The 24240-nt window shown below is 52.0% G+C and carries 22 protein-coding genes; 19 read left to right on the top strand and 3 right to left on the bottom strand.

Annotated features, from left to right (window positions below):
- Positions 1-112: 112 nt before the first annotated feature.
- A complete protein-coding gene (locus MKY86_RS20425) occupies positions 113-835 on the top strand; it encodes a hypothetical protein (RefSeq protein ID WP_076079937.1) in 723 nt (240 codons plus the stop codon).
- A gap of 202 nt (positions 836-1037) precedes the next feature.
- On the opposite strand, the gene MKY86_RS20420 is transcribed toward MKY86_RS20425, so the two are convergent.
- A complete protein-coding gene (locus MKY86_RS20420) occupies positions 1038-1481 on the bottom strand; it encodes a DUF6773 family protein (protein ID WP_076079936.1) in 444 nt (147 codons plus the stop codon).
- Positions 1459-1683, bottom strand: coding sequence for a helix-turn-helix transcriptional regulator (locus MKY86_RS20415; RefSeq protein WP_036698494.1), 225 nt, complete (start codon positions 1681-1683; stop codon positions 1459-1461). The genes MKY86_RS20420 and MKY86_RS20415 overlap by 23 nt, the downstream gene beginning before the upstream one ends.
- A 226-nt stretch (positions 1684-1909) precedes the next feature.
- On the opposite strand from MKY86_RS20415, the gene ric reads away from it, so the two are divergent.
- From ric to MKY86_RS20385, 6 genes are all read left to right on the top strand, one after another.
- A complete protein-coding gene (gene ric, locus MKY86_RS20410; RefSeq protein WP_143803756.1) occupies positions 1910-2605 on the top strand; it encodes an iron-sulfur cluster repair di-iron protein in 696 nt (231 codons plus the stop codon).
- A 132-nt stretch (positions 2606-2737) separates the two neighbouring features.
- Positions 2738-3424: a hypothetical protein gene (locus tag MKY86_RS20405; RefSeq protein WP_076079934.1), complete on the top strand. Its 687-nt coding sequence runs from the start codon at positions 2738-2740 to the stop codon at positions 3422-3424.
- 270 nt (positions 3425-3694) lie between these two features.
- The gene (gene nirB / locus MKY86_RS20400) at positions 3695-6121 is read left to right on the top strand and encodes a nitrite reductase large subunit NirB (protein WP_076079933.1); all 2427 of its coding nucleotides are present in this window, start codon (positions 3695-3697) and stop codon (positions 6119-6121) included.
- Positions 6122-6148: 27 nt separating this feature from the next.
- Complete coding sequence (nirD, locus tag MKY86_RS20395; protein ID WP_036731853.1) at positions 6149-6493, top strand: nitrite reductase small subunit NirD; 345 nt, start codon at positions 6149-6151, stop codon at positions 6491-6493.
- A gap of 19 nt (positions 6494-6512) precedes the next feature.
- Positions 6513-7331: a formate/nitrite transporter family protein gene (locus MKY86_RS20390; RefSeq protein ID WP_076079932.1), complete on the top strand. Its 819-nt coding sequence runs from the start codon at positions 6513-6515 to the stop codon at positions 7329-7331.
- A 101-nt stretch (positions 7332-7432) separates the two neighbouring features.
- Entirely contained in the window at positions 7433-8053 is a 621-nt protein-coding gene (locus MKY86_RS20385) for an NAD(P)-dependent oxidoreductase (protein WP_076079931.1), read from the top strand.
- A gap of 115 nt (positions 8054-8168) precedes the next feature.
- Here the strand turns inward: MKY86_RS20385 and MKY86_RS20380 are convergent, their stop codons facing one another.
- Positions 8169-8888 (bottom strand): Crp/Fnr family transcriptional regulator, encoded by a 720-nt coding sequence (locus tag MKY86_RS20380; protein WP_245368069.1) that lies wholly within the window; start codon positions 8886-8888, stop codon positions 8169-8171.
- A gap of 417 nt (positions 8889-9305) precedes the next feature.
- On the opposite strand from MKY86_RS20380, the gene MKY86_RS20375 reads away from it, so the two are divergent.
- The 12 genes from MKY86_RS20375 to MKY86_RS20320 all read left to right on the top strand — a co-directional run bounded on the left by MKY86_RS20375 (position 9306) and on the right by MKY86_RS20320 (position 23950).
- Complete coding sequence (locus tag MKY86_RS20375) at positions 9306-11609, top strand: glycoside hydrolase family 65 protein (protein WP_076079930.1); 2304 nt, start codon at positions 9306-9308, stop codon at positions 11607-11609.
- Positions 11609-13258, top strand: a complete 1650-nt coding sequence (locus MKY86_RS20370) for a hypothetical protein (protein WP_340827365.1) — start codon at positions 11609-11611, stop codon at positions 13256-13258. The genes MKY86_RS20375 and MKY86_RS20370 overlap by 1 nt, the downstream gene beginning before the upstream one ends.
- Positions 13255-13938: a glycosyl hydrolase family 65 protein gene (locus tag MKY86_RS20365; protein WP_340827364.1), complete on the top strand. Its 684-nt coding sequence runs from the start codon at positions 13255-13257 to the stop codon at positions 13936-13938. Before MKY86_RS20370 ends, MKY86_RS20365 begins: the two co-directional genes overlap by 4 nt.
- A gap of 5 nt (positions 13939-13943) precedes the next feature.
- The gene (gene pgmB / locus MKY86_RS20360) at positions 13944-14573 is read left to right on the top strand and encodes a beta-phosphoglucomutase (RefSeq protein WP_076079978.1); all 630 of its coding nucleotides are present in this window, start codon (positions 13944-13946) and stop codon (positions 14571-14573) included.
- A gap of 80 nt (positions 14574-14653) precedes the next feature.
- A complete protein-coding gene (locus MKY86_RS20355; protein ID WP_076079977.1) occupies positions 14654-15454 on the top strand; it encodes an alpha/beta hydrolase in 801 nt (266 codons plus the stop codon).
- Between the two features lie 69 nt (positions 15455-15523).
- Positions 15524-16033, top strand: a complete 510-nt coding sequence (locus tag MKY86_RS20350) for a GNAT family N-acetyltransferase (RefSeq protein WP_076079929.1) — start codon at positions 15524-15526, stop codon at positions 16031-16033.
- Positions 16034-16051: 18 nt separating this feature from the next.
- Positions 16052-17014 (top strand): alpha/beta hydrolase, encoded by a 963-nt coding sequence (locus tag MKY86_RS20345; protein WP_076079928.1) that lies wholly within the window; start codon positions 16052-16054, stop codon positions 17012-17014.
- 282 nt (positions 17015-17296) lie between these two features.
- Positions 17297-19090, top strand: a complete 1794-nt coding sequence (locus MKY86_RS20340) for a cache domain-containing sensor histidine kinase (RefSeq protein WP_076079927.1) — start codon at positions 17297-17299, stop codon at positions 19088-19090.
- Between the two features lie 13 nt (positions 19091-19103).
- The gene (locus tag MKY86_RS20335) at positions 19104-20432 is read left to right on the top strand and encodes a response regulator (protein WP_076079926.1); all 1329 of its coding nucleotides are present in this window, start codon (positions 19104-19106) and stop codon (positions 20430-20432) included.
- A 214-nt stretch (positions 20433-20646) separates the two neighbouring features.
- Positions 20647-21474, top strand: coding sequence for an ABC transporter permease subunit (locus MKY86_RS20330; protein WP_143803755.1), 828 nt, complete (start codon positions 20647-20649; stop codon positions 21472-21474).
- Between the two features lies 1 nt (position 21475).
- The gene (locus MKY86_RS20325; RefSeq protein ID WP_076079925.1) at positions 21476-22348 is read left to right on the top strand and encodes a carbohydrate ABC transporter permease; all 873 of its coding nucleotides are present in this window, start codon (positions 21476-21478) and stop codon (positions 22346-22348) included.
- 132 nt (positions 22349-22480) lie between these two features.
- Positions 22481-23950, top strand: a complete 1470-nt coding sequence (locus MKY86_RS20320; protein WP_076079924.1) for an ABC transporter substrate-binding protein — start codon at positions 22481-22483, stop codon at positions 23948-23950.
- Positions 23951-24240: the final 290 nt, after the last annotated feature.

Genomic DNA, 24240 nt, shown 5'->3' with positions numbered 1-24240 from the left:
AAAGTAGGAAAAGCCCAGGGTTATGCGGCAGACGGATGCTTACGGGATGTGTTTTGGACGATGCTGATGGAAGGAAGCGGAGGGCTCACACAACTTTTAGGAGGCGAGGACCATGACCATCACCTTGTTTTCCCGGGAAATAACCTATGGAAAAAAGGATGTCGCCGAACTGGAGACTGCTTCGATTAAAGTACAGCTGATCTATGACAAGGTGCTGTTCATGCTTCATAACCATCTCCCGGATTCTCTGTGGGATGCGTGGATCGGTGTGCCGTATGAGATCATTTCTTCTCTATATAAAGGGGACAATGACAGCGGGAGCGTGTTTCAGAAATGGATTCAAGGCCCGTCCGGCTGGAAATGTATTGGTTGTGAGCGGCATTGCCTGGAGCCGGTAACGGCTAAGGGAGGGAGTGGCTCAAATGCTCAGCGCCGTTTTACTTTTCATAATGGAATTAGCCAGAGCATGGTACTTCAAGCTGTAATCTGGTCTATGTATGAGAACACGCGGCTGCTCCAGCCTTACTTGGGGGAGGAGGCTTTTCTGAGTGAGGAGGATATGGAGCTGATCTCTGTATATTTCGTGCCCACCTACCTTACCCCGGCACCGCTGAGCGAATTGAACAAACCGGCCAAAGAATACAAGGATAAGAACATCAGAGTGTATCAGGAATGGATCTCTGCCCCCGATCTGGTGCTGCAGTGGAACGGTGGCCTGACCGAAGGCAGATGGATGACGGGTGTATATGTGGATCATTCGCGGTTCGCCGGACTTGGCCCCTACCTGAAGGATGCGCAGGGCAAGCGGACTTACATGCAGGCGACGGTTCGATAGAAAAGTGAAGCTCGAAAAAAGAGTTGAACTTGAAGCCAGGTCGTCGCTGCGGTGAATATTTGTACTTCCGGCCGCTATTGTGTTTGGATTTCCTGATACAAACCGCTCTTCGCGGTAGAAATCCAAACACAAAGGCGATCGCTCCGCTCCTCCAGTTCCAAATTTCCCCTCCGCTTCTTTTGCTTCAGCAGCACAAGCCACTCTACTCCGCCCGGTTATTCCTCCGTCGGATAAAGTACACGGTGCTTAAGATGACCAGTCCTGCTGTAACGGAAATGACCAGAATCACCTTCCCGTTCGCACCGCTGTTTGCTGCTGATTGGGCGGCTGGATTCACGAAGGTAACAATAAGGATGCAGGCTGCCACCACGGTCGCCAGCATTGCACCCAGAACGTTTTTCCCTTTTGCTCCGCCCTGTAGTCCGCCCGGTCCCACATATGCACCGCTCCAGATCAGCCGTACGAGATAGGAACCCACACCCAGCATGAAAATTGCGTAATTACTAAGCGGATATTCCAGCCACTTCATTCCGTAGTTTTGCAGCGCCATGTCTGTCAGCAATAAGAATGCCATCAAAAGAAATGCCTGATTCCCCGCCTTGTGCCGCTGCTGCAATTGTCTCTCATCCAGGTTCGTTCTGCTCATCCTTCGTTCCCTCCCAAAATAATTGATCCAGCGTCTTCCCAAGGGTTACACAAATGTCAATACACAACCTCAGGGTGGGGTTGTAATCACCATTCTCAATCGCGATAATTGTCTGTCTTGTGACCCCCACGGCATCCGCCAGCTGCTTTTGCGACATGTCTTTTGCTGCTCTGGAGGCTTTGAGCCTCAGATTTTTCCCCATTCCCTCACCTCACGCATATTGTAAAATATATAAAACAAAATGTCTAGTATATTTTACATAAGAATACTAAAAGTTCGCGTTCATTAAAATTTGTTATATTCAGTGCGTACAATCACAAGTTCCGCCTAAGGCCAGTGATAAGGTGTAGAAGTGAAAAGAAGCACAAACCTACATCTAAACCTGAGGAGGGGCCAACATGGCGTCCAATCAATTAAACGATACAACAATTCATCCCGGGTTCACCCCGGAAGCAATGGTCAGAGATATTGTTCTGCAGTTCCCCAAAGCAGCTGATTATTTCAAGGCACAACGGATCGATTTCTGCTGCGGAGGTGCCAAGCCGCTGGCTGAAGCCGCTGCCGAGAAGGGTCTTGATCCGGCAGCAATGGTGCAGGAGCTGAACAAGCTGCAAGAGCAGCATCCGGTGCTGGAAGAGGATACCGCCTGGAACGAAGCTTCGTCAGAGGAACTGGTGGATTATATTGTGAACAAGCATCACCGCTACCTGCGTGAAGAGCTTCCGCTAATCAGCCAAAATGTAACCAAGGTGTTCCGCGTTCACGGTGAGGATTCACCGCACCTGGGAGAAATGCACCGCCTGTTCAATATGCTGCGTGAAGAGCTGCTGCAGCATACGGCGAAGGAAGAAGAGAGTGAATTCCCTAAGATGCTGGCCTACACCCAGAACCCAACCGAAGAAGGACTTGCGGAGCTGCGCGGACTGCTGCATAATTTGGAAGCTGAGCATGACGGGGCCGGAGAGATTCTACGCGAGCTGCGCAGAGTTACTAATAACTACACACCGCCCGCACATGCCTGCACGACTTATCGCCTGACGTATGCCCGGCTTGAAGAGCTGGAAGGCATGACCTTCGAGCATGTGCATCTGGAGAACAATATTCTGTTCCTGCGTTATCAATAGGACCTGCTGCATTGGATAAGTCCCTTCTGGGACTTTTTACTTTTTCTTCCGGCAGAAATGATTTGAGAACCCTTCCTCTATGCGTTATCCTTAAAGAGTCCGGGAAAATACATATGAAGGCGGTGCCGTGGGATGTCCACGAAATGGATGCGCTTCATGCTGTGCCTTCTCTTGCTGGCCGCGGCAAGCGGTTGTGGCTTGGGATCAGAGAATGGCGGCAGCAGTAACGGAGGCCAGGGATTAACCTTTTCAGTCAAGGTGGGTGACAGTGAAATGGCCGGAAGCTCGGCCAGATTGCTTAACGAAGCTTACGTGGCTGGGAATTCAATAATAGAGCTGTTCAGAAAGAGCGGCGTTGTTACATTTTCAGCGGATGGAACTAGTATTCTTGAGGTGAATAAGGTCTCCCTGGGTGAGGACATGAACTGGGAGATTCAGGTGAACGGCAAGAAGGTTCAAGAGCTGAATACAACCCTTGAACCGGGTTCAGCCATTACGATGTCAGCAGGGCCTGCCGGAACCGGAAAGATGTTTCAGCCTGTCATCATCACTGTGAACGGGGGGAGCGAGCAGCCGGAGCTGACACATTCGCATGTGCTTTCTTTTATGCAGGATATGTCCGTCAAGGGACTGCTGAAGAACAGCGGTATGGTTCGGCTTGCCGAGGATAACCGGACGGTGCTTACTGTGATGGATTATACCCCGCTCAGCAGCGAGGAATGGAGACTGAAGGTCAACGATAAAGGTCTGCTCGGTAATGGAGTGGACATGAAGCTCAGTCCGCAGGACAAGCTGGAGATCTCTCTGGTACTGAAATAAGTGAATGAAGTATAGGAGTGAGATCGTGTATCGAATGAATGGATATCTGTGCGAAACTGCATGGGTATCCGTTTTTTTTGAATAAAATATCTCTGTGCTTCACGCCATAAGTTGTCCTATGAAAGAACGCGAGAAGTCATCTCCACTTGTGTGAAAAAATTCACATACCATGTGACTGTGGTCACACTTGTCATGGAATTGGGGACAGTATAATTTCTCTATCAGGTAAAGTTATTGAAGAAATCAGAGTTTCTGAAGGAGGGTCTACCAGTGGCAGCGGAAAGAGAAAAGTTAGTGCTGATTGGGAATGGCATGGCGGGAGTAGGCACGATTGAGCAGATTCTGAAGCTGGGCGGCGCTTATGATATTACTGTCTTCGGCAGTGAGCCGCATCCCAACTATAACCGGATTATGTTGTCCTATGTACTTGAAGGCAGCAAAACAATTGAAGACATCATTCTCAACGATCTCGGGTGGTATGAAGATAATCATATTACACTGCATACCGGCACGACGGTTACCCGGATTGATGAACAGAACAAACTCATATTGACCGATAATGGACTGGCGGTTCCTTACGATAAAGCAATTATTGCCACAGGCTCGAATTCTTTCATTCTCCCCGTACCCGGCAGCACTAAGGATGGGGTAGTCGGGTTCCGAGATATCGCGGACTGCGATGCGATGCTGGCAGCGGCGAAGCAGTACCGCACGGCGGCTGTGATCGGCGGAGGACTGCTGGGTCTGGAAGCGGCGAAGGGCCTGGTCAATCTGGGCATGGATGTTACCGTTGTGCATCTGCTGGAGGATCTGATGGAGCGTCAGCTGGACCGTACCGCTTCTTCCATGCTACAGGCAGAGCTTACGCGTCAAGGTGTGAAATTCGCCATGGGCAAGCAGACGGTAGAACTGACCGGCGAAGAACGGGTGACCGGACTGCGCTTCAGTGACGGCAGTGAGCTGCCCGCAGAGTTTGTAGTGATGGCTGTTGGAATCAAGCCGAATGTCCAGCTTGCGAAGGACAGCGGAATCACCGTTAACCGCGGGATTGTAGTTGACGATTATATGCAGACTTCTATGGCTGATGTGTATTCTGTCGGCGAATGTACAGAGCACCGGGGAACCTGCTACGGACTCGTCGCACCGTTATTCGAGCAGGGCATGGTTCTCGCCAAGCATCTGTCAGGTAGTCAGACTCCAGGCTATGAAGGTTCAGTTGTAGCAACCAAGCTCAAAATTTCCGGGGTAGATGTATTCTCCGCTGGTGAATTCACCGAAACACCGGAGCATACCGTCATTTCTGCCAAGGATGAATGGAAGCGAACCTACAAGAAGATTTTGCTTAAGGATAATGTGATTGTCGGTGCTGTTCTGTTCGGTGATGTAACGGAATCTGCCAACCTGCAGAAGCTTGTGAAAAACAGCACAGAGATGACCAATGAAATCTATGATGAAGTTATGGGCACGAGCTGCTGCGGCGGAGGCGGTGCCAAGAAGGGCATGTCCGTTGAAGCGATGGCTGATGAAGAAATCGTCTGCGGCTGCAACGGCGTAACCAAAAAAGCGATTGTGGATGCTGTTACGGAGAACGGCTTCACTACGGTGGATGAGATCAAAGCCTGCACGGGGGCAACCCGCTCCTGCGGCGGCTGTAAGCCGGTGGTAGAGCAGATTCTGCAATTCGTTCTCGGAGACAGCTTCCAGCAGAGCGCCAAGCAGGGAATCTGCAGCTGCACCTCGCTTAGCCGGGATGAGATCGTAGCCGAGATTACGGCTAAAGGCCTCCGGACCACCAAGGAAGTCATGCATGTCCTGGACTGGAAGCAGGCAGAAGGCTGTTCGAAATGCCGTCCTGCAGTGAACTATTATCTGGGTATGATCTACCCTGACACACACGAGGATGAGAAGGAGTCACGGTTCGTCAATGAACGGATGAGCGCCAATATTCAGAAGGACGGAACCTATACAGTTATACCGCGGATGTATGGCGGGGTGACCACTCCTGAAGATTTGAAGCGGATTGCCGATGTGTCCCTGAAGTATGATGTGAAGGTTGTGAAGGTAACGGGCGGACAACGCCTGGACCTGATCGGTGTCAAAAAAGAAGATGTACCTAAGGTGTGGGAGGAGCTGGATATGCCGTCCGGCTATGGTTATGCGAAGTCGCTGCGTACGGTAAAAACTTGCGTGGGTTCGCAGTTCTGCCGCTTCGGCACACAGGATTCCATGGGCATGGGCGCTATGCTGGAACGCAAGTACGAACGGCTGGATATGCCGGCCAAGTTCAAAATGGCGGTTAACGGCTGCCCGCGCAACTGTGCAGAATCCTGCACGAAGGACATCGGGATTGTCGGCAATGACGGCGGCTGGGAAGTGTTCATCGGCGGGAACGGCGGGATTAAGCCGCGCATCGCAGATGCCTTCTGCAAGGTGAAGACCGACGAGGAGCTGGTTGAGGTCTGCTCCGCTGTTATCCAGTACTACCGTGAGACCGGCAATTACCTGGAGAGAACCTCCGAATGGGTAGAGCGCATGGGTCTTGAGCATATCCAGACTGTGGTTATGGGCAATGACGATAACCGTAAAGAGCTGGCGGCACGTATTGACTTTGCCCTGGCCCAGGTGAGTGATCCTTGGCGGAAAATGCTTAATGATAAAAACACCCGCACCGCGCTGTTCGAAGAGACACAGGTATAGTCTAAAGGGAGAAGGAGAGAGAGCATAATGGAACGAAGCAATCGGGAGTATACGATAGGCGCAGTGGAAGAGTTCATGCTGCAGATCGGCCGGGTAGTTCATGCAGGAGAGGTGGAATTAGCCATATTCCGCACATCGGACGGCGCAGTCTATGCGGTCCGCAACCACAGTCCCCACCCGAAGGGCGGTCCGCTCGCGGAAGGCATCGTATCAGGCTATTATTTATATGATCCGCTGCATGACTGGAAGATCGACCTTCGTACCGGAGAGGTTCAGGCACCGGACCGGGGGCAGGCAGAAGTCTATCCGGTTACAGTAGAGGGCGGAGTTGTTAAGGTCACTCTGCCTGCGGCAGTAACAACCCTAAATTAAAGGAAGAGCAGGTGCGGATATGTTTACGCAGAGCGTAGAGAATATCGTTGAGACAGCCGTAGGGAAGCGCGACAAAATGAATGAGAGTCTGCCCAAATATTTTTTGGCGGCCCTCCTGGCAGGAGCATATGTGGGGATTGGAATTATTCTGATCTTCTCACTGGGGGCACCGCTGGCGGCGATTAAGTCACCGTTCCAGCCGCTGATTATGGGGGCATCCTTCGGGATTGCCTTGACCTTGGTTGTATTCGCAGGTTCAGAGCTGTTCACGGGAAATAATATGTTCTTCACGGTAAGCACGCTTGCCGGGAGAACTACGATCTGGGACACGGTGAAGAACTGGGTCCTGGTATTCCTCGGCAATGTGGCCGGTGCTGTGGTGTTGGCGCTGCTGATTCAGGGATCGGGCCTCTTCAAGGCAGCGCCTGCCGAGCATCTGATCTTCGCAGCCGCCGCCAAAAAGATGAGCCTACCGTTCTCGGAGCTGTTCTTCCGCGGCATCCTCTGTAATTGGCTGGTCTGCCTGGCGCTGTGGATGTCCTCCCGCACCAAGAGTGAAGCGGCGAAGCTGGTCCTGATCTGGTGGTGTCTGTTCGCCTTCATCGCGAGCGGCTATGAACACAGTGTAGCGAACATGACGCTGCTCAGCGTAGCCGTGCTGCTGCCGAATCATCCAGAGACAGTGAGCATCGCCGGCTGGCTGCATAATATGATTCCCGTTACACTTGGTAATATCATCGGCGGCGGTGTCTTCGTAGGGATGGCCTACTGGCTGATCTCGCCAGTACGGACTCCGCGTAACGTATCTGCTACCCCTCAGACTAAGAAAGCAAGCTAGATCCAATATCAAGCCCCGCAGATGCTACATGGCTGCGGGGCTTTTTTGCCGCTCTATCCCTGCTATAATAGGGATAATTCTTACCAGGAGGTTATTTTCATATGAATATATTGATTCTAGGTGCCACCGGCCGGGTGGGGAGCCACATTGTTACCCATGCTCTTCAGGATGGACATCATGTTACAGTACTGGTCCGTAACCCGGAGAAGGTTCAGCCTCCCCATGCCAACCTGACGATCCTCCAAGGTAATGTTCTTAATCAAGAAGATGTCGCCCGGGCAGTGCAGGGAAACGATGTAGTGATTAGTGCATTGAACACCGATGGGACAACCACGCTATCTGACAGTATGCCTTTTATTATCAGAGCTATGACTCGTGAAGGGATAGAGCGCATTATTACCGTAGGAACTGCGGGTATTCTCCAAAGTGAGCTTTCGCCTGAACTCCTGCGTTACCAATCCAGCGAATCTAAACGGAGGTCTACCCGTGCCGCAGAAGACCATGAACAAGCCTATCGCTTGCTGGAGCGATCGAACCTTAAATGGACCATTGTGTGCCCAACCGCCCTGGTGGAAGGAGAACGTATGGGGACCTATCGTGTGAGACGAGATATTTTGCCCGGAGGCGGTACTGAAATATCTGTAGCGGATACAGCGGAATTCACTTATAGTCAAATTGATGCTAGCGATTTCATAAGAGCCCGTGTGGGTATAGCTTACTGATAAGGGGAAGTGGGCAGAAAAAAAGACGCCGGTCAGGGCGTCATGACCACTCTATTAAATTTTTTGGGTCAGATATGTTTCAATGAGGTGAATAGAGGGTATTATTGATAGGAAATTAAATTCGGCAAATTTCATTGGGACATAATTCGCAGTGGCAGATTTCCTGAAGCATCGCCAGATCCTTGATGACGATCATGCCATTCTCATACTCCACCGCATCTTTTTTGCGCAGATCACTCAGCATGCGGTTAACGCTCTCACGGGTAGCGCCGATCATGTTGGACAGATCTGTATGCGTGATTTTTTTGTTGATTAGAATGCTGTCGCCCGTCTTCTCACCATAGGTGTTGCCAAGACGGATCAGTGTGGAGCAGAGTGCGCCCGGTTTGCCGTACATCATCAGATCGCGGAATTTCGTCTGGGTGAGACGGTGATGGATCCCCATCCATTTCATGAAGTCAATGGAGAAGTCGCAGTGCTGGCAGATCAGAATCTCCAGATCCTTCTGCTCGATCACGCCAACCTCACTCTCTTCAATGACTTCAGCCGTGAAGCTATGCTTCGTGCTGAAGAACGGGTCAGCCTGACCTACCATATCGCCAGCCTGATACATATACAGAATAAGTTCCTTGCCTTCGTCTGTAGATTTGGTCAATTTCACACGTCCACGCTTGATATAAAACAGTTTATCCGAGAAATCGCCTTCCCAGAACAGGTGTGATCCTTCAGGGACTACACGTTCCTTCATGGTGACCAACAGGCGGTTAAAGTTCTGCTCGGAGAAACAGTTTGTATTGCCGCGGGCTTCGATAACATTATAATGTTCCTTTATCATAATCGACATCCCCTTTATTCCCTCAGTTTTTCAGTAAATTTTAAATTAATTATACCTTGAAATTCCTCTTTATGGGTAAGTATTTTCGTATAAAAGTGTCGAATTTTTAACATTGTGATAAATTTCACTTCAATTGTGTGAGAAAGCTTATGTTTTTGAGCGCATGATAGGCTTCTTTACATGATTCAAAGGATATTATATCAGTTGCCACCTGTTCTGGATAGATGCAGAGGGGGAGCGGCTTTTTTGCGTTTGACGTCCGCATTCCATATGATCCGTACAAATGCACATAACTCGCTTACAGGCGGACCTTGGTCACGGGCGGGCTTAGCGATACTCTGGAACTAAAGTGTCCGTTGTTTCCGCTGTGAGCGGAGGAGCGGACCAAGCCTCACTTAGCGAAGGAGAGTTTCAATTATGGCAAAAGTAGCAGATCCCTATCTGAAGGTCGATCCCTGGGCAATTATTGAGGAAGGCTTTGATCCGGAACGCAACCGGACTTCGGAATCTATTTTTTCACTGGGCAATGAGTATATGGGGGTACGGGGGTATGCGGACGAGGGCTACAGCGGCGATTCCTTGCCGGGCAGTTATTTCAACGGGCTGAGTGAGCAGATGGAGGTTGGCAACCATTATAAGGGGATTATCCGGTCGCTGCGCTACATGGTCAATGCCGTGGACTGGCTGCATATCCGAATCTCGGTGGACGGTGAAACCCTGGATCTGGCGCACTCCCGCATAGAGGCGTATACACGCAGACTGGATTTCCGGACGGGGACCTATACACGGGAGTTCATCTGGCTGCTGGCGGACGGGAAAAAGCTGAAGCTCTGCTTCACACGCCTGGTCAGCATGACTCTGTCCCATCTGGGACTGCAGCAGATTAGCTTCACCGCGCTTAATTTCACGGGTAAGGTAGATATTAGTACTGGCCTTGACTTCGGCATGGTTCATGAGGAACACGGCCAGAGTATGTGGAAAGAGCAGCAGCGCGGCGGGGAAGGAGCAATAACTGCCATTATGGCCCGTACGCTGACAACCGGAAATCAGCTGTTCTCGGGCTTTGTCCTGAAGTCTTCGCAGGTGCTGCATACGGAGCTTGTGGAAGATGACCGGTATATCGGGCGGAAATTCTCACTTATGCTGGCTGAAGGGGAGCCTGCTTCCTTCACGAAGCTTGTGGTCAATGTGACAGGCACGGATGCTGCCCCAGCTGCAGACCGTCTCTGGACAAAAGGCCTGGAGCTTGCAGCAGCGGCGGACCGGCTGGTGGAGGAAGAGGTGGTTGCTGACCAAGCCTCCTATTGGAGCAGCATCTGGGCAACCAGCGATATCCGGATTGAGGGCGACCCGGAGAATCAGCAGGGCATCCGTTTTTGTATTTTTCAGCTGTATCAGACATATCACGGGGACCATCCCGGGTATAACATCGGTGCCAAAGGGTTAACCGGCGAAGCTTACCGGGGGCTTGCCTTCTGGGATACCGAGTCCTACTGTCTGCCGTTCTATCTCTTCAATAACCCGAAGGCGGCCCGCAGTCTGCTGGAATTCCGCTACAAGACGCTACCTCAGGCGCTCCAGCGCGGGAAGGATGTGGATTGCGCGGGCGCATTCTATCCGATTGCCACGATTGACGGGACAGAGAGCTGTGACCTGTGGCAGCACTCCAATCTGCAGCTTCATGTCGGGACGGCGGTCGCCTACGGCATCTGGCATTATGTGAAGAACACCGGCGACCTGGAATTCCTCTACAGCAAAGGCGCCGAGATGCTGATTCAGATCAGCCGTTTCTACGCATCCCGCGGCCAGTGGGGTCAACGCACCGGGGAATACGGATATTTCGGCGTGATGGGGCCGGATGAATTCCAGCTTATGGTTAACAATAACTGCTACATCAATCTGTTGGCTCAGAAGTTATTCGAATATACGCTCGAAACAGTAGCTCTCATGAAGGTGGAGGCGCCTGAAGAATATGCGGCGGTTATAGCGGTTACTGCACTTCGCGAGGAGGAATTGGCTGACTGGGACCACAAGCGTGCCCATATGAAAATCCCGTTCGATCCCGGCAGCGGCATCTACGAGGAGCATGACGGATTTTTTGATATGCCGCATATCGACATTCATTCGATTCCGGTTGCGGAATTCCCGCTGTACTCGAATTGGTCGTATGACCGCCTGTACCGTTACGATATGATCAAGCAGCCGGATGTGCTGATGTTCATGTTCCTGTACAACGGACAGTTCTCCCGCGAGACCAAGCTGGCGAATTATGAATATTATGAACCGAGATGTATTCATGAGTCCTCGCTCTCGCCGTCGATTCACTCGATTCTGGCCAGTGAGCTGGGCAAATCGGAGGAAGCGTACCGGTTCTTCGAGTTCGCCACGCGCCTGGATCTGGACAACTATAACCGCAATACCCGGGAAGGGCTGCACACCACATCGATCGCCGCAGCGTGGATGAACATCGTCTACGGCTTCGGAGGAATGCGCTCGGATGGAGATTGTCTGTCCTTCCGGCCGGTGCTGCCGCAGAAGTGGACCACTTACAGCTTCCAGGTGATGTGCAGGGGCGTACTGCTGGGTATTACGGTAAATGCAGAGTCGGTTTCCTTCAGAGCAGTCAATGGCGGAAGCACAGAGGTGCTGATCTATGATCAGCGGGTGACCGTAGATGAAGCAGGAATCGAGCTTCCTCTCGCTGAAGGGATGACTGTGTAATGGACTGGACGGTAAGTGAGCGCAGCTTCGAGCCTGGGCGGATTACGGCGAACGGCAACAAATTTATGACCGGCAATGGCTATATGGGCTTCCGGGGAGTCCTTGAGGAGTTCGGGAAGGAGCAGCTTGCGGCGGTTACATTGGCCGGAGTGTATGACCGGGCGGGCGACAAATGGCGTGAGCCGGTGAACGCCCCGAACGGGCTGTATACGGTAGTCAGCGCCAACGGCTGCAAGCTAAATGTGTTGGATACCGAACCATTGGCTCATACTCAGAGCCTGGATCTCCGCTCAGCTATCCACCGGCGGGAGACAACGTTCAGCATCCCGGGAGGCGGGAAGCTGACCCTGACCGCAGAGCGGTTCCCCAGCATGGATCAGCTCCATCTGCTGGCCGCCAGATGGACCCTTCACTGCACCGCCGACTGCCGGATAGAGATTATGACAGGAATTGATGGCGCGGTGTGGGATATCAACGGCCCCCATCTGCTGGAGCAGCAGAGCCGCTCTGCTGGCGGCGCGCTGCTGTCAACAGCGGTTACCGGGGAGCTGGGGCTGCCGCTGGCGGTGGCGGAGCTTATAGCGTTGGGTACCGCTGAACAGGCGAAGCGGGTTGACGCTGTTTTCGAGCTGGATGGAGGAACCGCGCTGCGCCATATTTCTATAGAAGCCAAGGCAGGTGAGACTTATACATGGTGCAAATATGCAGCCGTGTACACGGGTCTGGATGGCGAAGGCGATTCGGCGGAAGGCGGACCTGACGAGCAGGCGGTGCAGACCGTCCAGGCGGCCGCCGCTACAGGATATGTCGGACTGCTGGAGGCGCACCGGCGCAAGTGGGCGGAGCGATGGTCACGCAGTTATTGTGTCATTGAAGGCGATGAAGCGGCGCAGCTTGCGCTGCGCTACAGTATGTATCAGCTGCTGATCATTGCACCGACGAAGTCGGAGAAGGTCTCAATTCCCGCGCGCGGCTTGTCCGGGCAAGTCTATAAGGGCGCAGTATTCTGGGATACGGAGATGTTCATGCTGCCTTTTTTCCTGCACAGTGATCCTGGGATTGCCCGCAATCTGATGATGTACCGCATCCACACGCTGGACGGTGCGCGGCGGAAGGCGGCGGAGTACGGATATTTGGGCGCTTTTTATGCCTGGGAGAGTCAGGATACGGGGGATGATGCCTGCACTCTGTTCAATGTGAACGATGTATTTACCGGGCGCCCCATGCGGACCTATTTCCGCGATAAGCAGATTCATATCAGTGCAGATGTCGTGCATGGACTCTGGCAATACGTGACCTTCACGGGAGATGACAGCATCCTGGCGGACGGCGGGGCGGAGGTGATCTGGGAATGTGCGCGTTTCTTCTATTCCTATGCTTACTATAATCCTGTGAAGCGGCGTTATGAGCTGCTGGATGTTACCGGCCCGGATGAATATCATGAGCGGGTGAATAATAACGCATTTACGAGCGCCATGGTTCAGGGGACACTGAAGATTGCCTTGCAGACAGCAGAACGGTTGCAGGACAAATATCCGGCTGTGTATAACGGTCTTGCTGAATCGTATGCAGACGGGCCGTTCCTGGATGAGTTCACAGCAATGCTGGCACAGCTCTATGTTCCGCACCGGACCCGGATACGCTGGTGATTGAACAATTCGACCGTTATCTGCAACTGGAGGATGTGTCTCTGGCTGAGCTGAAGGCACGGATGATTCACCCGAATGAGTACTGGGGCGGAGGCAACGGGCTGGCAACAACCACAAGAATCCTGAAGCAGGCCGATGTGGTGCTCATGCTTCATCTGTTCCGGGACAGATTCAGCAGGGAAGTGAAGCAGGCCAACTGGAAATTCTATGAGCCGCGAACCGAGCATGGCTCCAGCCTCAGCGCGTGTATCTATGCGCTGGCTGCAGCGGATATCGGCTTGCCGGATTGGGGATATCCGTATTTCATGCGCACTGCCACCGTAGATCTAACCGGTGAATCGAAGCAGTATGTTGGTGACCTCTATATTGGCGGGACGCATCCGGCGGCGAACGGGGGCGCATGGATGGCTGTGGTTCTTGGCTTCGCGGGTGTGCGATTTGATGGCCAGACCGTCACCCTTAAGCCTTCTCTGCCGGAGACCTGGAGTTCCATTGAGCTGCCGGTAATCCTGCGCGGAGGCAGCTTCCGGCTGCGGATCGGCCGCGAAGAGATCACGGTTACGGCAGCGCCGGGCAACAGCGAAGCGGTAAGCTTCGCCGGGTTCGGCGGTGAGGCGGTGCCGTGCCCTCCCGGTGCGATCCTGGAGTTAGCGTCTGAGTCCAATCAGAGAGGAGCATGACAATGATGCTGGAGCATATGAAGGGCGCTATCTTCGATCTGGATGGCGTGATTGTAGACACGGCGAAGTATCACTATTTGGCCTGGCGCTCGCTCGCCGGGGAGCTGGGCTTCCCGTTCACCGAACAGGACAATGAGCGGCTCAAGGGCGTCAGCCGGATGAGATCCCTGGATATTCTTCTTGAGATTGGCGGCCTTGAATACAGCGAAGCAGAGAAGCTGGCGATGGCGGAGAAGAAGAACCGCCTCTATGTGGAATATATCTCCGGTATGGATGAATCAGAGCTGCTGCCCGGAGTCAGAGCCTATCTGAATGCGCTCAGAGCACGCGGCGTGGCTATTGCCCTTGGCTCTGCGAGTAAGAATGCGGAATTCATACTGGATAAGCTGAATATTGCGGGGCTGTTCGACGTTGTTATTGACGGCAATAAGGTAGCCCGGGCTAAGCCGGACCCTGAGGTGTTCCAGTGTGCCTGCCGGGAACTGGGGCTGCAGCCGCAGGACTGTGTGGTATTCGAGGATGCCGAGGCCGGAGTAGCCGCCGGCAAGGCGGCAGGAATGCAGGTGGTCGGCATCGGGAAGGCTGAAGTGCTGAAGGCAGCGGATCTGGTGATATCCGGATTGCATGAATTGTAAGACCTTGATAGAATGGCCCTTGAGGAACTTTTTTCCTCTATTATCTATTCTATTATAGAAGGAAAGCTTGAGGGATGATGATGGAAACGTTGTTGCTATGGCCTGAAGGTGCGCCTGGAGCGCTGGGAGCCAGTGAAGAGGATCAGCCTGCGATCACACCTTATTTAGTTGAAGGCAAAGGGAATGCCGTTGTTCTGGTCTGTCCGGGAGGCGGGTATGCGATGCGTGCCGACCATGAAGGCGGTCCGGTTGCGGAGTGGCTGAATACACTCGGAATCTCAGCATTCGTGCTGCGTTACCGTGTTGCGCCTTACCAATACCCAAGTGCGCTGCTGGATGCGCAGCGGGCGCTGCGTACGATCCGCTTCCGCGCGGACGAATTCGGCATTGACCCAGACCGTCTCGGTATTCTGGGCTTCTCGGCGGGCGGACATCTCGCTTCTACCGCCGGGGTATCTTATGATCTGGGCAATCCTGATCACCCGGAGCCATTGGAGCGGCTGTCCAGCCGTCCTGACCGCCTCATTCTATGCTACCCGGTTATCTCGATGACCGAAGGGGTCACACATCAAGGCTCGAAGGAGAATCTGCTGGGAGCCATTCCTGATGCGGAGCTGTCGCTTAAGCTCAGCAGCGAGTTCCAGGTAACCCCGGACACGCCGCCAACGTTCCTCTGGCATACCTCGGACGATGATTATGTTCCGGTGGAGAACAGCCTGCTGTTCGCCGCAGGTCTTAGCCGTCATAAGGTTCCATTTGATCTGCATATCTATGCGCACGGTGTACACGGTCTGGGCTTAGCCCCTGAAGAGCCGCACACCAAGACCTGGACGGATGCCTGTGCCTCGTGGCTGCAATTGAACGGGTATACCAGAACGTGAACTTCTGCTTCAATGTCCGTGTCCAAGGATAGGGTGATACGAGAGACTCAGGGAAGGCAGGTACATATTATGGAGCTTAGATTTCAACAAGTGAATACAGCGGAAGAGACCGCTGAGGTTGCCTTGTTGGCGGCAGAGATATGGCGCGAATATTATATCACCCTTATTACTTCCGAGCAGATCGAGTATATGCTTGGCAAGTACCAGTCGGTTCCAGCGATTACGCAGCAGATCCATGAGCAGGGTTACGAATATTACTTAATCCATAGCGGGGAAGGCTCCACGGTGGGGTATATGTCGGCCAGACAAGTGGAAGGGAAGCTCTTCCTGAGCAAGTTCTATATAGGCAAGGAGTACAGGGGGCGCAGCTATGCCAGCCAGGCGTTGGTCTTCCTGGAGAAGCTGTGTCAGGAGCGGAACCTGACTCACATATGGCTGACAGTCAATCGTGATAATGAATCAAGTATTGCGGTCTATACAAGAAAGGGCTTTCGGATCCTTAGGGAACAAGTGGCAGATATCGGGAACGGATTCGTCATGGATGATTACATTATGGAAAAAGAAATCCCGGTCCCCTGAGAGAGGAACAGCTTATTCATGAACAAGGATTCATCCTATAACCAATCGGTGACTTATTGGAAACAATACCAAAGATTTTTCCCTGAAGAAATGCAGGTCCATGCAGGATATCTGCCGACAGAGGAATGGATGATCTGGAATAATGCCCATATTCATCTGGACCGTATGCCAGCTCCTGACGCACCTTTAAAAATCATTTTCATTCATGGAGCTGGCGGCAATGGCAGGTTGCTCGCGCCTTATACGCGCATGCTGCAAACCTATGGTTATGAAGTCGTCTCTCCGGATCTGCCTCCCTATGGTCTAAGCTATACCGATTCAGGGGAATCATTGGATTATCAACTCTGGATTGACATCCTGAATGAACTGATCGAACAGGAGCTGAAACGGGACGGCAAGCCTATTATTCTGCTGGGCTCCAGTATTGGCGGCATGTTGGCTTATCACACCGCAGTACAAAGTAAGCAGGTCAAAGGGTTGATTGCAACGACATTTGTGGATACGAGTGATGTGAAGGTTCGTGATCAGTTAGCTCCCAACAAACTCATTAGCCGGTTAGGCGGATGGTGTATGAATCAATTCCCTGACCTCCTAGACTCCTTGCAGATCTCTGTGAATAAAGTATCCCGGATGAAATGGATCACGAACAACGCTGAACTGACCAGACTCATTATGAATGATCCTCATGCGGCAGGAACAAAAATCCCTTTACGCTTATTAAGAACCTTTCTAAATATGAAACCGGTCCTGAAACCTCAGCAGTTTGACCTTTGTCCGGTATTACTCGTTCATCCTCAATTAGATCCTATGACGCCTTACCGTTTCAGCAGACCATTTTATGACCATCTTAAAGGCAGGAAAGAATCTGTGATTCTAGAGGGTGCAGGTCATTTTCCGATTGAACAACCGGGGCTGGAGCAGATGATTGCTGCTGTGCTTGCTTTTTTGAGAACAGTAAAGGAAGAATTACAGCTAGTATAAGCCGTCCGGCTCAATGTGATCAGGATGAGACACTATAAAACCAGTCCAACACGGGGTGTTCGTGTGTGGGCTGGTTTTCACTTGGCTGAAAAACTCCATACAAATAGACATAAACAACTTTGAAATAAACCTGTGTAAGCGCTTGTAGGTTTGTTAAAATATAAGAACTCATTTGTTTCACACGATAACTTATCCTTTTATTTCTCGCTGAAAGGGTACCGTCCTTTAAAAGGACGGCAACGCCGTTTCCACTTGTATTATTGGAACTGGAGGTGAATCCAGATGTTGTCCACGCTTGTAAAACCCATTGTCCGGCTCAGTGTGAAGCAGCAGTTGATTCTGCTGTTCCTGATCATGATTACGCCTATTCTGATTCTGAACAGCTACGGCAACTACAAGGCAGAGGAGATTCTGAAGCACCATGTGACCAATGCTTATGTGGAGTTGAACAAGCAGAATTTCGCCATTATTAACAGAGACATCGATACAGTTAACAAAATAACGACCACCGTCATCCAGAATCCGGTCCTGCAGCAGCTCAATATGAGCGGGAATGATACGGTGCTGGAGCGGGTGGAACGTTATGAGACCATCGAGAAGCTGCTCGGCAGCTATTCGCAGGGAGCGGAACGGGGTGACGGGATTTACTACTCGCTGTATGTATATGATCCCGATAACTACTACTTTTTCGCTCCCAATTTTCCGCAGGTGAAGAAGGCGGGGGTTTATTTTTTCTCCAAGGAGGAACGGCCGTACTGGTTCGAACAGGTGGTGCAGCAGAAAGGCCGCGGTACCCTGATGTTCACCGAGAAGCTGAGTCCGCAGGCCGAAGATCTGAAGACGCTTACGTATGTCAGGGCTGTCAATAATATTTACCGCGGGGAAGGAACGCTCGGCGTGCTGGTGGTGACCAAGATGGAATCGAAGATCGGTGAATCGCTAAGGTCCATCTCACTGCCGGACGGGGAAATCTATCTGACGGACATGAGCAACCGTGTGCTGGCCTCCACCACGAATTCAACCGGAGAGGTGATCGTTCTGCCGGACGGTTCGGAGGCGGGAGATCCGGAGGGAACCGAGGATATTATCACTGATGACTTCATCTATGTGGTGAACAACAATCATGCCTTTGAGCAAAAGCTGGTCTACAAGGTACCCGTCAAATCCCTGCTCCAGCAGCAAAACGAAATGAAACGCGTCATTCAATACATAACAGTGGCCTATGCGCTGTTCGGATTGATCATCATTACCTACTTCTGGCGTTCGCTGATGACGCCTTTGCAGAAGCTGGCTTTTTTTGTGCGCAAGTATGAGCCGGGCAACCGTGTGCCTGAGACTCCCCGCAGAGGAAGCAACGATGAGGTCAGTGTGCTGATTAACGCCACGTATGATATGGCCCGCAGGCTCAACAGCCTGATTATGTACAAATACCAGATGGAGCTGAAGCAGAAGGAATCGCAGCTGCAGCTGCTCTATCAGCAGATCAACCCGCATCTGCTGTACAACACCCTGGAGAGTATTTATTGGAAAAGCTCGCTCGAAGGCAACGTGGAATCCGCGGAAATGATCAAGGAATTATCCAAGCTGATGAAGATCAGCTTAAGCCGGGGCCGGGAGCTGATCACGCTCGAAGAGGAGCTTGAGCATGCCGGTGCTTACATCAAGCTCCAGCAGCACCGGCATGATTATGTGTTCGCCGTTATCTGGAATATCGCTCCCGGGACGACCAGGAATCTGATTCCCAAGATCACGCTGCAGCCCCTGATCGAGAATGCGATTATCCACGGGGTTAAGCATATGGAGGAGGACGGCGAAATCATTATTACCTCTGTGCTGGAGGATGGCCGGATTCGGATTACCATTGAGGATAACGGCTATAAGCAGGTCGATTATAAGGCTATCGAACAGATACTTAATGATGACAGCCCGAACCCGGTGAACGGCTACGGTATCCGCAATATCCATCAGCGTGTGCAGTTGCACTTCGGCGTGGATTACGGGATCAGCTATAGACCGCGCGAGTGCGGAGGCACGATAGTAAGTGTGATCCTTCCGAAGTCAGAGACTATAGAGTAGAGGAGAGAATACGGTGTTCAATATACTGGTTGTTGATGATGAGCCGCTCATTTGCAAAGGACTGAGCAGTCTGCTGGCTGCTTCCGGGCTGGATATTGACCATATCTATACGGCCGGCAGCGGGTATGAGGCACTGGATTGTATCCGCATGGAGGAGATCGATCTGCTTGTGACCGATATCCAGATGGGGGCTATGAGCGGGATCGAACTGATGCAGCATGCCAAAATGACCAGGCCCTGGATGCAGACGATCGTCATCTCTGCGCATGAGACCTTTCAGTACGCCCAGATGGCCGTCCGGCTGGGTGCGAGAGACTATCTGATCAAGCCGCTGAACAGTGAGCAGTTCCTGGATTCGGTGCGCAGTGTCGTCCTGAAGATGAATAGACCGTCGCCGGAGCTGGCCACTTATATGGACGGGAATGCAGACCGCTTCCGCCTGGAGGAGCCGCTTCCCGAGTACAGCGAGCTGCTGAACAGTCTGCTTACGGAGACTGCGGCGGTGCTGGGGGCAGAGGAGAAGCGGGGTAAGCTGGATGAGCTGAGACTGCAGGGGCCGTTTTTTGCGGTGATCAAAATCAAGCTTCCCCTGCCGCAAGACCGGCCTGAGCAGAGGTACACTACCCACGATCATACCCTGCTGTGTTACGCTGCCTTGAATATTGCCAAGGAGCTGCTGGATCAGGAGTGGAATTCCACTGCCTTCTATTCGCCGGACCAGGAGATTACGGTCATCATCCAGTGGGATGAGCATAGCTACGAGGAGCCATCCACCGGCCAGCTGAGCCGGCTGGAGGTGCTGGGTCGCAGCCTCCATTACAATATTAACCGCTATTTGCAGCTGCGGGCTGTCATCGGCATCAGCCAGATTCTGAAGGGGCTGAGCTTCATGGATGTGCTGAACCGGCAAGCCTCGAAGGCCATCCTCTGGAACAACGAGCATGCCGATCATTATGTGTTCTATTATGGAGATTTCAACTGGAACAGCTATGCTGCTGATCCGTCACCCGAGGAACTGCACACGCACAGCAATCTGATCGTACAGAAGGCGAAGGAATACATTGACGGGAACTACGCCCAGAAGGGTCTGACGATCCATGAAGTAGCGAAGAAGAATCATGTCAGCCCTAATTACCTGAGCTATCTGTTCAAGAAGAATACAGGCTATAACCTGTGGGAATATGTCATTAAGCTGCGGATGGAGGACAGCCGGGAGATGATTCTGAACACCGATCTGCGGCGGTATGAGATTGCGGAGCGGGTGGGATACGAGTCGCCGGAGCATTTCAGCAAAATTTTCAAAAAATACTACGGGCTCAGCCCCAGCGAACTGAAGAAGTAAGAACGCTTACGATTGCCATAGATATAGACATGTTAAGTCTCTCCCTCATTTCCTACAATGAAGACAGGAGGCGCTTTCCCATAAAGTGCTGAAAGACGACAGGAATGAGGGAGCCGGAATGAATCAGTCTGCTGCGTTACATGATCACCTTCCAGCGGAGCTCGAGAGCAAGCCGTACAAGCAGAACCGCTGGAAAAAGAATTATTGGGGCGTGATGTTTCTTGTCCCCGCATTGATTATCTTCATTATGTTTATGTGGGTGCCTATCTTCAAAGGGTTCCTGTACAGCTTCTACACCGTTGATTTCGTCAAAGGGAATACCTTCGTCGGCCTGGACAATTATGCCAGGGCACTTACTGACCCCGATGTGCTGATTGCTGTCAAAAACACCTTGTACTATATGCTGCTCTGCCTGGTGATCGGCTTCTGGGTTCCGATTGCCTTTGCCATTGCCGTCTCCGAGCTGCGGAAATTCGGCGGATTCGTGCGCGTTGCTGCGTATTTGCCATATGTCATGCCTGCTGTAGTCCTATACGGGCTGTGGCGTTGGCTGTATGATCCCGTTGGACCGATAAATGCGGTAATCGGCAGCACCGGAGCGGAGCAGATCGCCTTCCTGACCGATACCCGGTGGTCGATGATCTCGCTGGTCTTCATGGAGACCTGGCAGCAGTTTGGCTCGGGGATGCTGATCTATCTTGCTGCGGTGCTTAGTATTCCCCGGGACTGGTATGAAGCCGCCGAGATTGACGGAGCCGGAGTCTGGGCCCGTATCCGCCACATCACCCTGCCTTCGCTGCGCAATCTGATTCTGCTGATGCTGATTCTTCAGGTGATTGCCACCTCTCAGGGCTACCAGTCACAGCTGGCCTTGCTGGACGGGGGGCCGAACAATGCTACCCTGACGTATGCGCTGCTTATTGTGAAGTATGCTTTTACCAGACTGGATTATGGTACGGCGACTGCGCTGGGGATGCTGATGTTTGTTGTTCTGGGCGGTTTGGGCATTCTTCAGTTCAAGCTTAACAAGGAGGACAACTAGCATGAAGAGCGCAGACAGAGGTATTCTCTCGGAGCATGACCTGAAAAAGACCAGCAACAGGGTGGTCTACGGAATTATGGTGCTGTTCATTGTCCTGATGATATTCAGCATGCTGTACCCCATCCTCATGACGATGTTCAACGGGCTGAAGTCGAATGTCGAGGTCAATTCCTTTCCACCGCATTTTTTTCCGCAGGAATGGCATTTCGGCAATCTGAAGGATGCGCTGGATTATATCGATCTGGCTATGTTTCTGCGGAACACCCTTTATATTTTTGCAGGAAATATGGTCGCTACCTTAATTGTACTGGGACTCGCGTCCTTCAGTATCTCACGGATGAATGTGCCGTACCGCAAGGTCTTCTATTTCTTCTTCCTGATGACGCTGTTCATTCCGGCCACGAGCTATATGATTCCGAACTTTGTCAATCTGAAGGAGCTTGGCCTGCTCAATCAATATGCGGCCTTCTGGCTGCCGGCAGGCGCGAACACGTTCTTCTTCCTGCTGCTTAAGAATTTCTTCGACGGGATTCATCCCGAGATTCTGGAAGCCGCGCGGATGGACGGGGCCTCGGAGCCGAGAAGCTTCTTCACCATTGCGGTGCCGCTGTCGGTTCCGATTTTTGCAACACTGGCGATCTTCATCTTCTCCACAGCCTGGAATGACTGGTTCTGGCCGTCGCTGGTCATGCACAGTGAGGAGAAGTATACGCTCGCTACCGCTATCTATAAGTACGTTATCAATGTAAAAGCGCTGAATACGAACATCAAATTCGCAATTCTGTTCATTGTCTCTCTGCCGCCGATCCTGGTATTCCTGGTCTTCCAGAAGTTCATAATGCGCGGAGTTTCATTGTCTGCGGTCAAAGGCTGAGCAGGAAGGATGAGCTCCGGTAGAGATCGTACTCCTGCACATGAAGGGAATATAAATACACCTCGTTTGTAAACGGTTTCTCTTTTAAGATGAATTTGTAAGCTCATTATGATATGGAAAAGGGGAGTTACCATGCGTAAAGTTTCCAGCGTATTCGCCTGTCTCCTGGTCACGGGGACCTTATTGTCCGCTTGCGGCGGCAATAATAACGGCAACAAGCCGGCGGCTGACGGGGGAGAAGCGACACCAGCACCAGCAGCGACCCAGGCGGCGGAAGAGTCAGCCATTCCGTCTGCAGCACCGGCTGACGATATCACCCAGAGAAAGGTAACAATCAAAATCCACTATCCTACGCCGGACCTGACCGAGGTGAGAGCGCAGGAGGATGACAAAATCAAGCGGTTCCAGGAAGTCTATCCGAACGTGGAGATCGTCAAGGACGACTGGCAGTATAATGTAAGCGAGATCGGAGTGAAGATGGCTGCGAACGAAGCGCCAACCTTCTTCAACACGTATGCCACCGAAGCCAAATTCCTGATAGAGAAGGGCTGGGTTGCCGACATCACCGATCTGTGGAACAACTATGAGTTCAAGGATCAGATCAATCCTGTGCTGCAGAACCAGTTCATCATTGACGGCAAGGTGTATGGGGTTACCCAGAAGGGTTACGTCACTACAACAATGATCAACAAGAAGATGCTGGATGACAAAGGTGTAGCCGTACCTCCAATGGATTGGACCTGGGACGACATGCTGAACACAGCCAAAGGAGTGGCCGATCCCAAGAAAGGTATCTCCGGGATTGCCCCGATGGGCAAAGGCAACGAAGCCGGCTGGAACTGGACCAACTTCCTGTTCGAAGCAGGCGGAGAGATTCAGAAGATTGAGGGCGCCAAGGTGGTGGCCACCTTCAATTCCGAAGCTGGTGTTAAAGCGCTGGACTTCTATAAAAAGCTGAGATGGGAAGCCAAAGCGGTTCCCCAGGATTGGGCGCTCGGCTGGGGCGATGCGGTAGGTGCCTTCCAGCAGGGCCGTACCGCGATGGTGATGGCCGGATCTGACGGTGTCATTGAACAGGCGCTTAATCAGGGCGGGTTCAAGCCTGAGGATGTGCTGACCTATCCAATGCCTGCGGCTGAGAAAGGCGGCAAGCATACCGGTGTTCTCGGCGGCGACTATCTGGTCATCAACCCTAACGCCAGCAAGGATGAGCAGGAGATGGCCTTCCGTTATATTACCTTCGACTATTTCTCGGATAAAGGCCTGGAAGCGCTCGATGCCATTCTGCAGCAGCGCAAGGCGGACGGCAAATACTTCATTCCGCCGCTTCTTGATTACTATGCCGCTGATTCCGAGTTCGGCAAGAAGACCAAAGCAGTGTATGACAAATACTCTGATATTGTATATCAATACAATACAGATATTATGGCTCTGCTCGACGGCAAGCCTGAGGCGCAGTACAATACCCAGGACTACTATGCAACCATGTCCAATGTCATTCAGGAGCTGTTCGCCAAGGAAGGCACGGACTCCAAGGCCCAGCTTGATGCAGCAGCCGCAACCGTACAGAAGAAATTTTTCGATACCATTAAGGTAGAGTAGCCTGGGATGTCTCTTTCTAGACTTAGGGGAAGAGATGAATAAGGGGGGCAGCAGAGATGCTGTCTCTTTTTTTATGAAAATATAAGAATTTATAGGTTGCACACGATAACTTATCCTTCTATTTCTCGCTGAAACGGTACCGTCCTTTAAAAGGACGGCAAAGCCGTTTCCACTTGGCAGAAATTTATATTTATATTCACCGTCAGAGTGAGTCTGTAGAAAAGCGACGGATGAACCGAAGTGGAGGCTTGGCATTCATGAGCAAAATTCCCGAAGCCCAACCGGAATTT

The organism is Paenibacillus sp. FSL R7-0333 (assembly GCF_038000365.1).
Lineage (GTDB): Bacteria > Bacillota > Bacilli > Paenibacillales > Paenibacillaceae > Paenibacillus_AQ > Paenibacillus_AQ silagei.
This window is presented reverse-complemented; position numbering and strand designations above follow the sequence as displayed.

Excerpts from the sequence above, each read along its gene's own strand:
- MKY86_RS20420 (WP_076079936.1), bottom strand. The coding sequence starts at position 1,481 with ATGAGCAGAACGAACCTGGATGAGAGACAATTGCAGCAGCGGCACAAG.
- MKY86_RS20355 (WP_076079977.1), top strand. The coding sequence starts at position 14,654 with ATGGAAACGTTGTTGCTATGGCCTGAAGGTGCGCCTGGAGCGCTGGGA.
- MKY86_RS20325 (WP_076079925.1), top strand. The coding sequence starts at position 21,476 with ATGAAGAGCGCAGACAGAGGTATTCTCTCGGAGCATGACCTGAAAAAG.
- MKY86_RS20340 (WP_076079927.1), top strand. The coding sequence starts at position 17,297 with ATGTTGTCCACGCTTGTAAAACCCATTGTCCGGCTCAGTGTGAAGCAG.
- MKY86_RS20320 (WP_076079924.1), top strand. The coding sequence starts at position 22,481 with ATGCGTAAAGTTTCCAGCGTATTCGCCTGTCTCCTGGTCACGGGGACC.
- MKY86_RS20385 (WP_076079931.1), top strand. The coding sequence starts at position 7,433 with ATGAATATATTGATTCTAGGTGCCACCGGCCGGGTGGGGAGCCACATT.
- MKY86_RS20390 (WP_076079932.1), top strand. The coding sequence starts at position 6,513 with ATGTTTACGCAGAGCGTAGAGAATATCGTTGAGACAGCCGTAGGGAAG.
- MKY86_RS20405 (WP_076079934.1), top strand. The coding sequence starts at position 2,738 with ATGTCCACGAAATGGATGCGCTTCATGCTGTGCCTTCTCTTGCTGGCC.
- MKY86_RS20350 (WP_076079929.1), top strand. The coding sequence starts at position 15,524 with ATGGAGCTTAGATTTCAACAAGTGAATACAGCGGAAGAGACCGCTGAG.
- MKY86_RS20345 (WP_076079928.1), top strand. The coding sequence starts at position 16,052 with ATGAACAAGGATTCATCCTATAACCAATCGGTGACTTATTGGAAACAA.
- MKY86_RS20380 (WP_245368069.1), bottom strand. The coding sequence starts at position 8,888 with ATGATAAAGGAACATTATAATGTTATCGAAGCCCGCGGCAATACAAAC.
- MKY86_RS20415 (WP_036698494.1), bottom strand. The coding sequence starts at position 1,683 with ATGGGGAAAAATCTGAGGCTCAAAGCCTCCAGAGCAGCAAAAGACATG.
- MKY86_RS20375 (WP_076079930.1), top strand. The coding sequence starts at position 9,306 with ATGGCAAAAGTAGCAGATCCCTATCTGAAGGTCGATCCCTGGGCAATT.
- MKY86_RS20330 (WP_143803755.1), top strand. The coding sequence starts at position 20,647 with ATGTTTCTTGTCCCCGCATTGATTATCTTCATTATGTTTATGTGGGTG.
- pgmB (WP_076079978.1), top strand. The coding sequence starts at position 13,944 with ATGCTGGAGCATATGAAGGGCGCTATCTTCGATCTGGATGGCGTGATT.
- MKY86_RS20370 (WP_340827365.1), top strand. The coding sequence starts at position 11,609 with ATGGACTGGACGGTAAGTGAGCGCAGCTTCGAGCCTGGGCGGATTACG.
- nirD (WP_036731853.1), top strand. The coding sequence starts at position 6,149 with ATGGAACGAAGCAATCGGGAGTATACGATAGGCGCAGTGGAAGAGTTC.
- MKY86_RS20425 (WP_076079937.1), top strand. The coding sequence starts at position 113 with ATGACCATCACCTTGTTTTCCCGGGAAATAACCTATGGAAAAAAGGAT.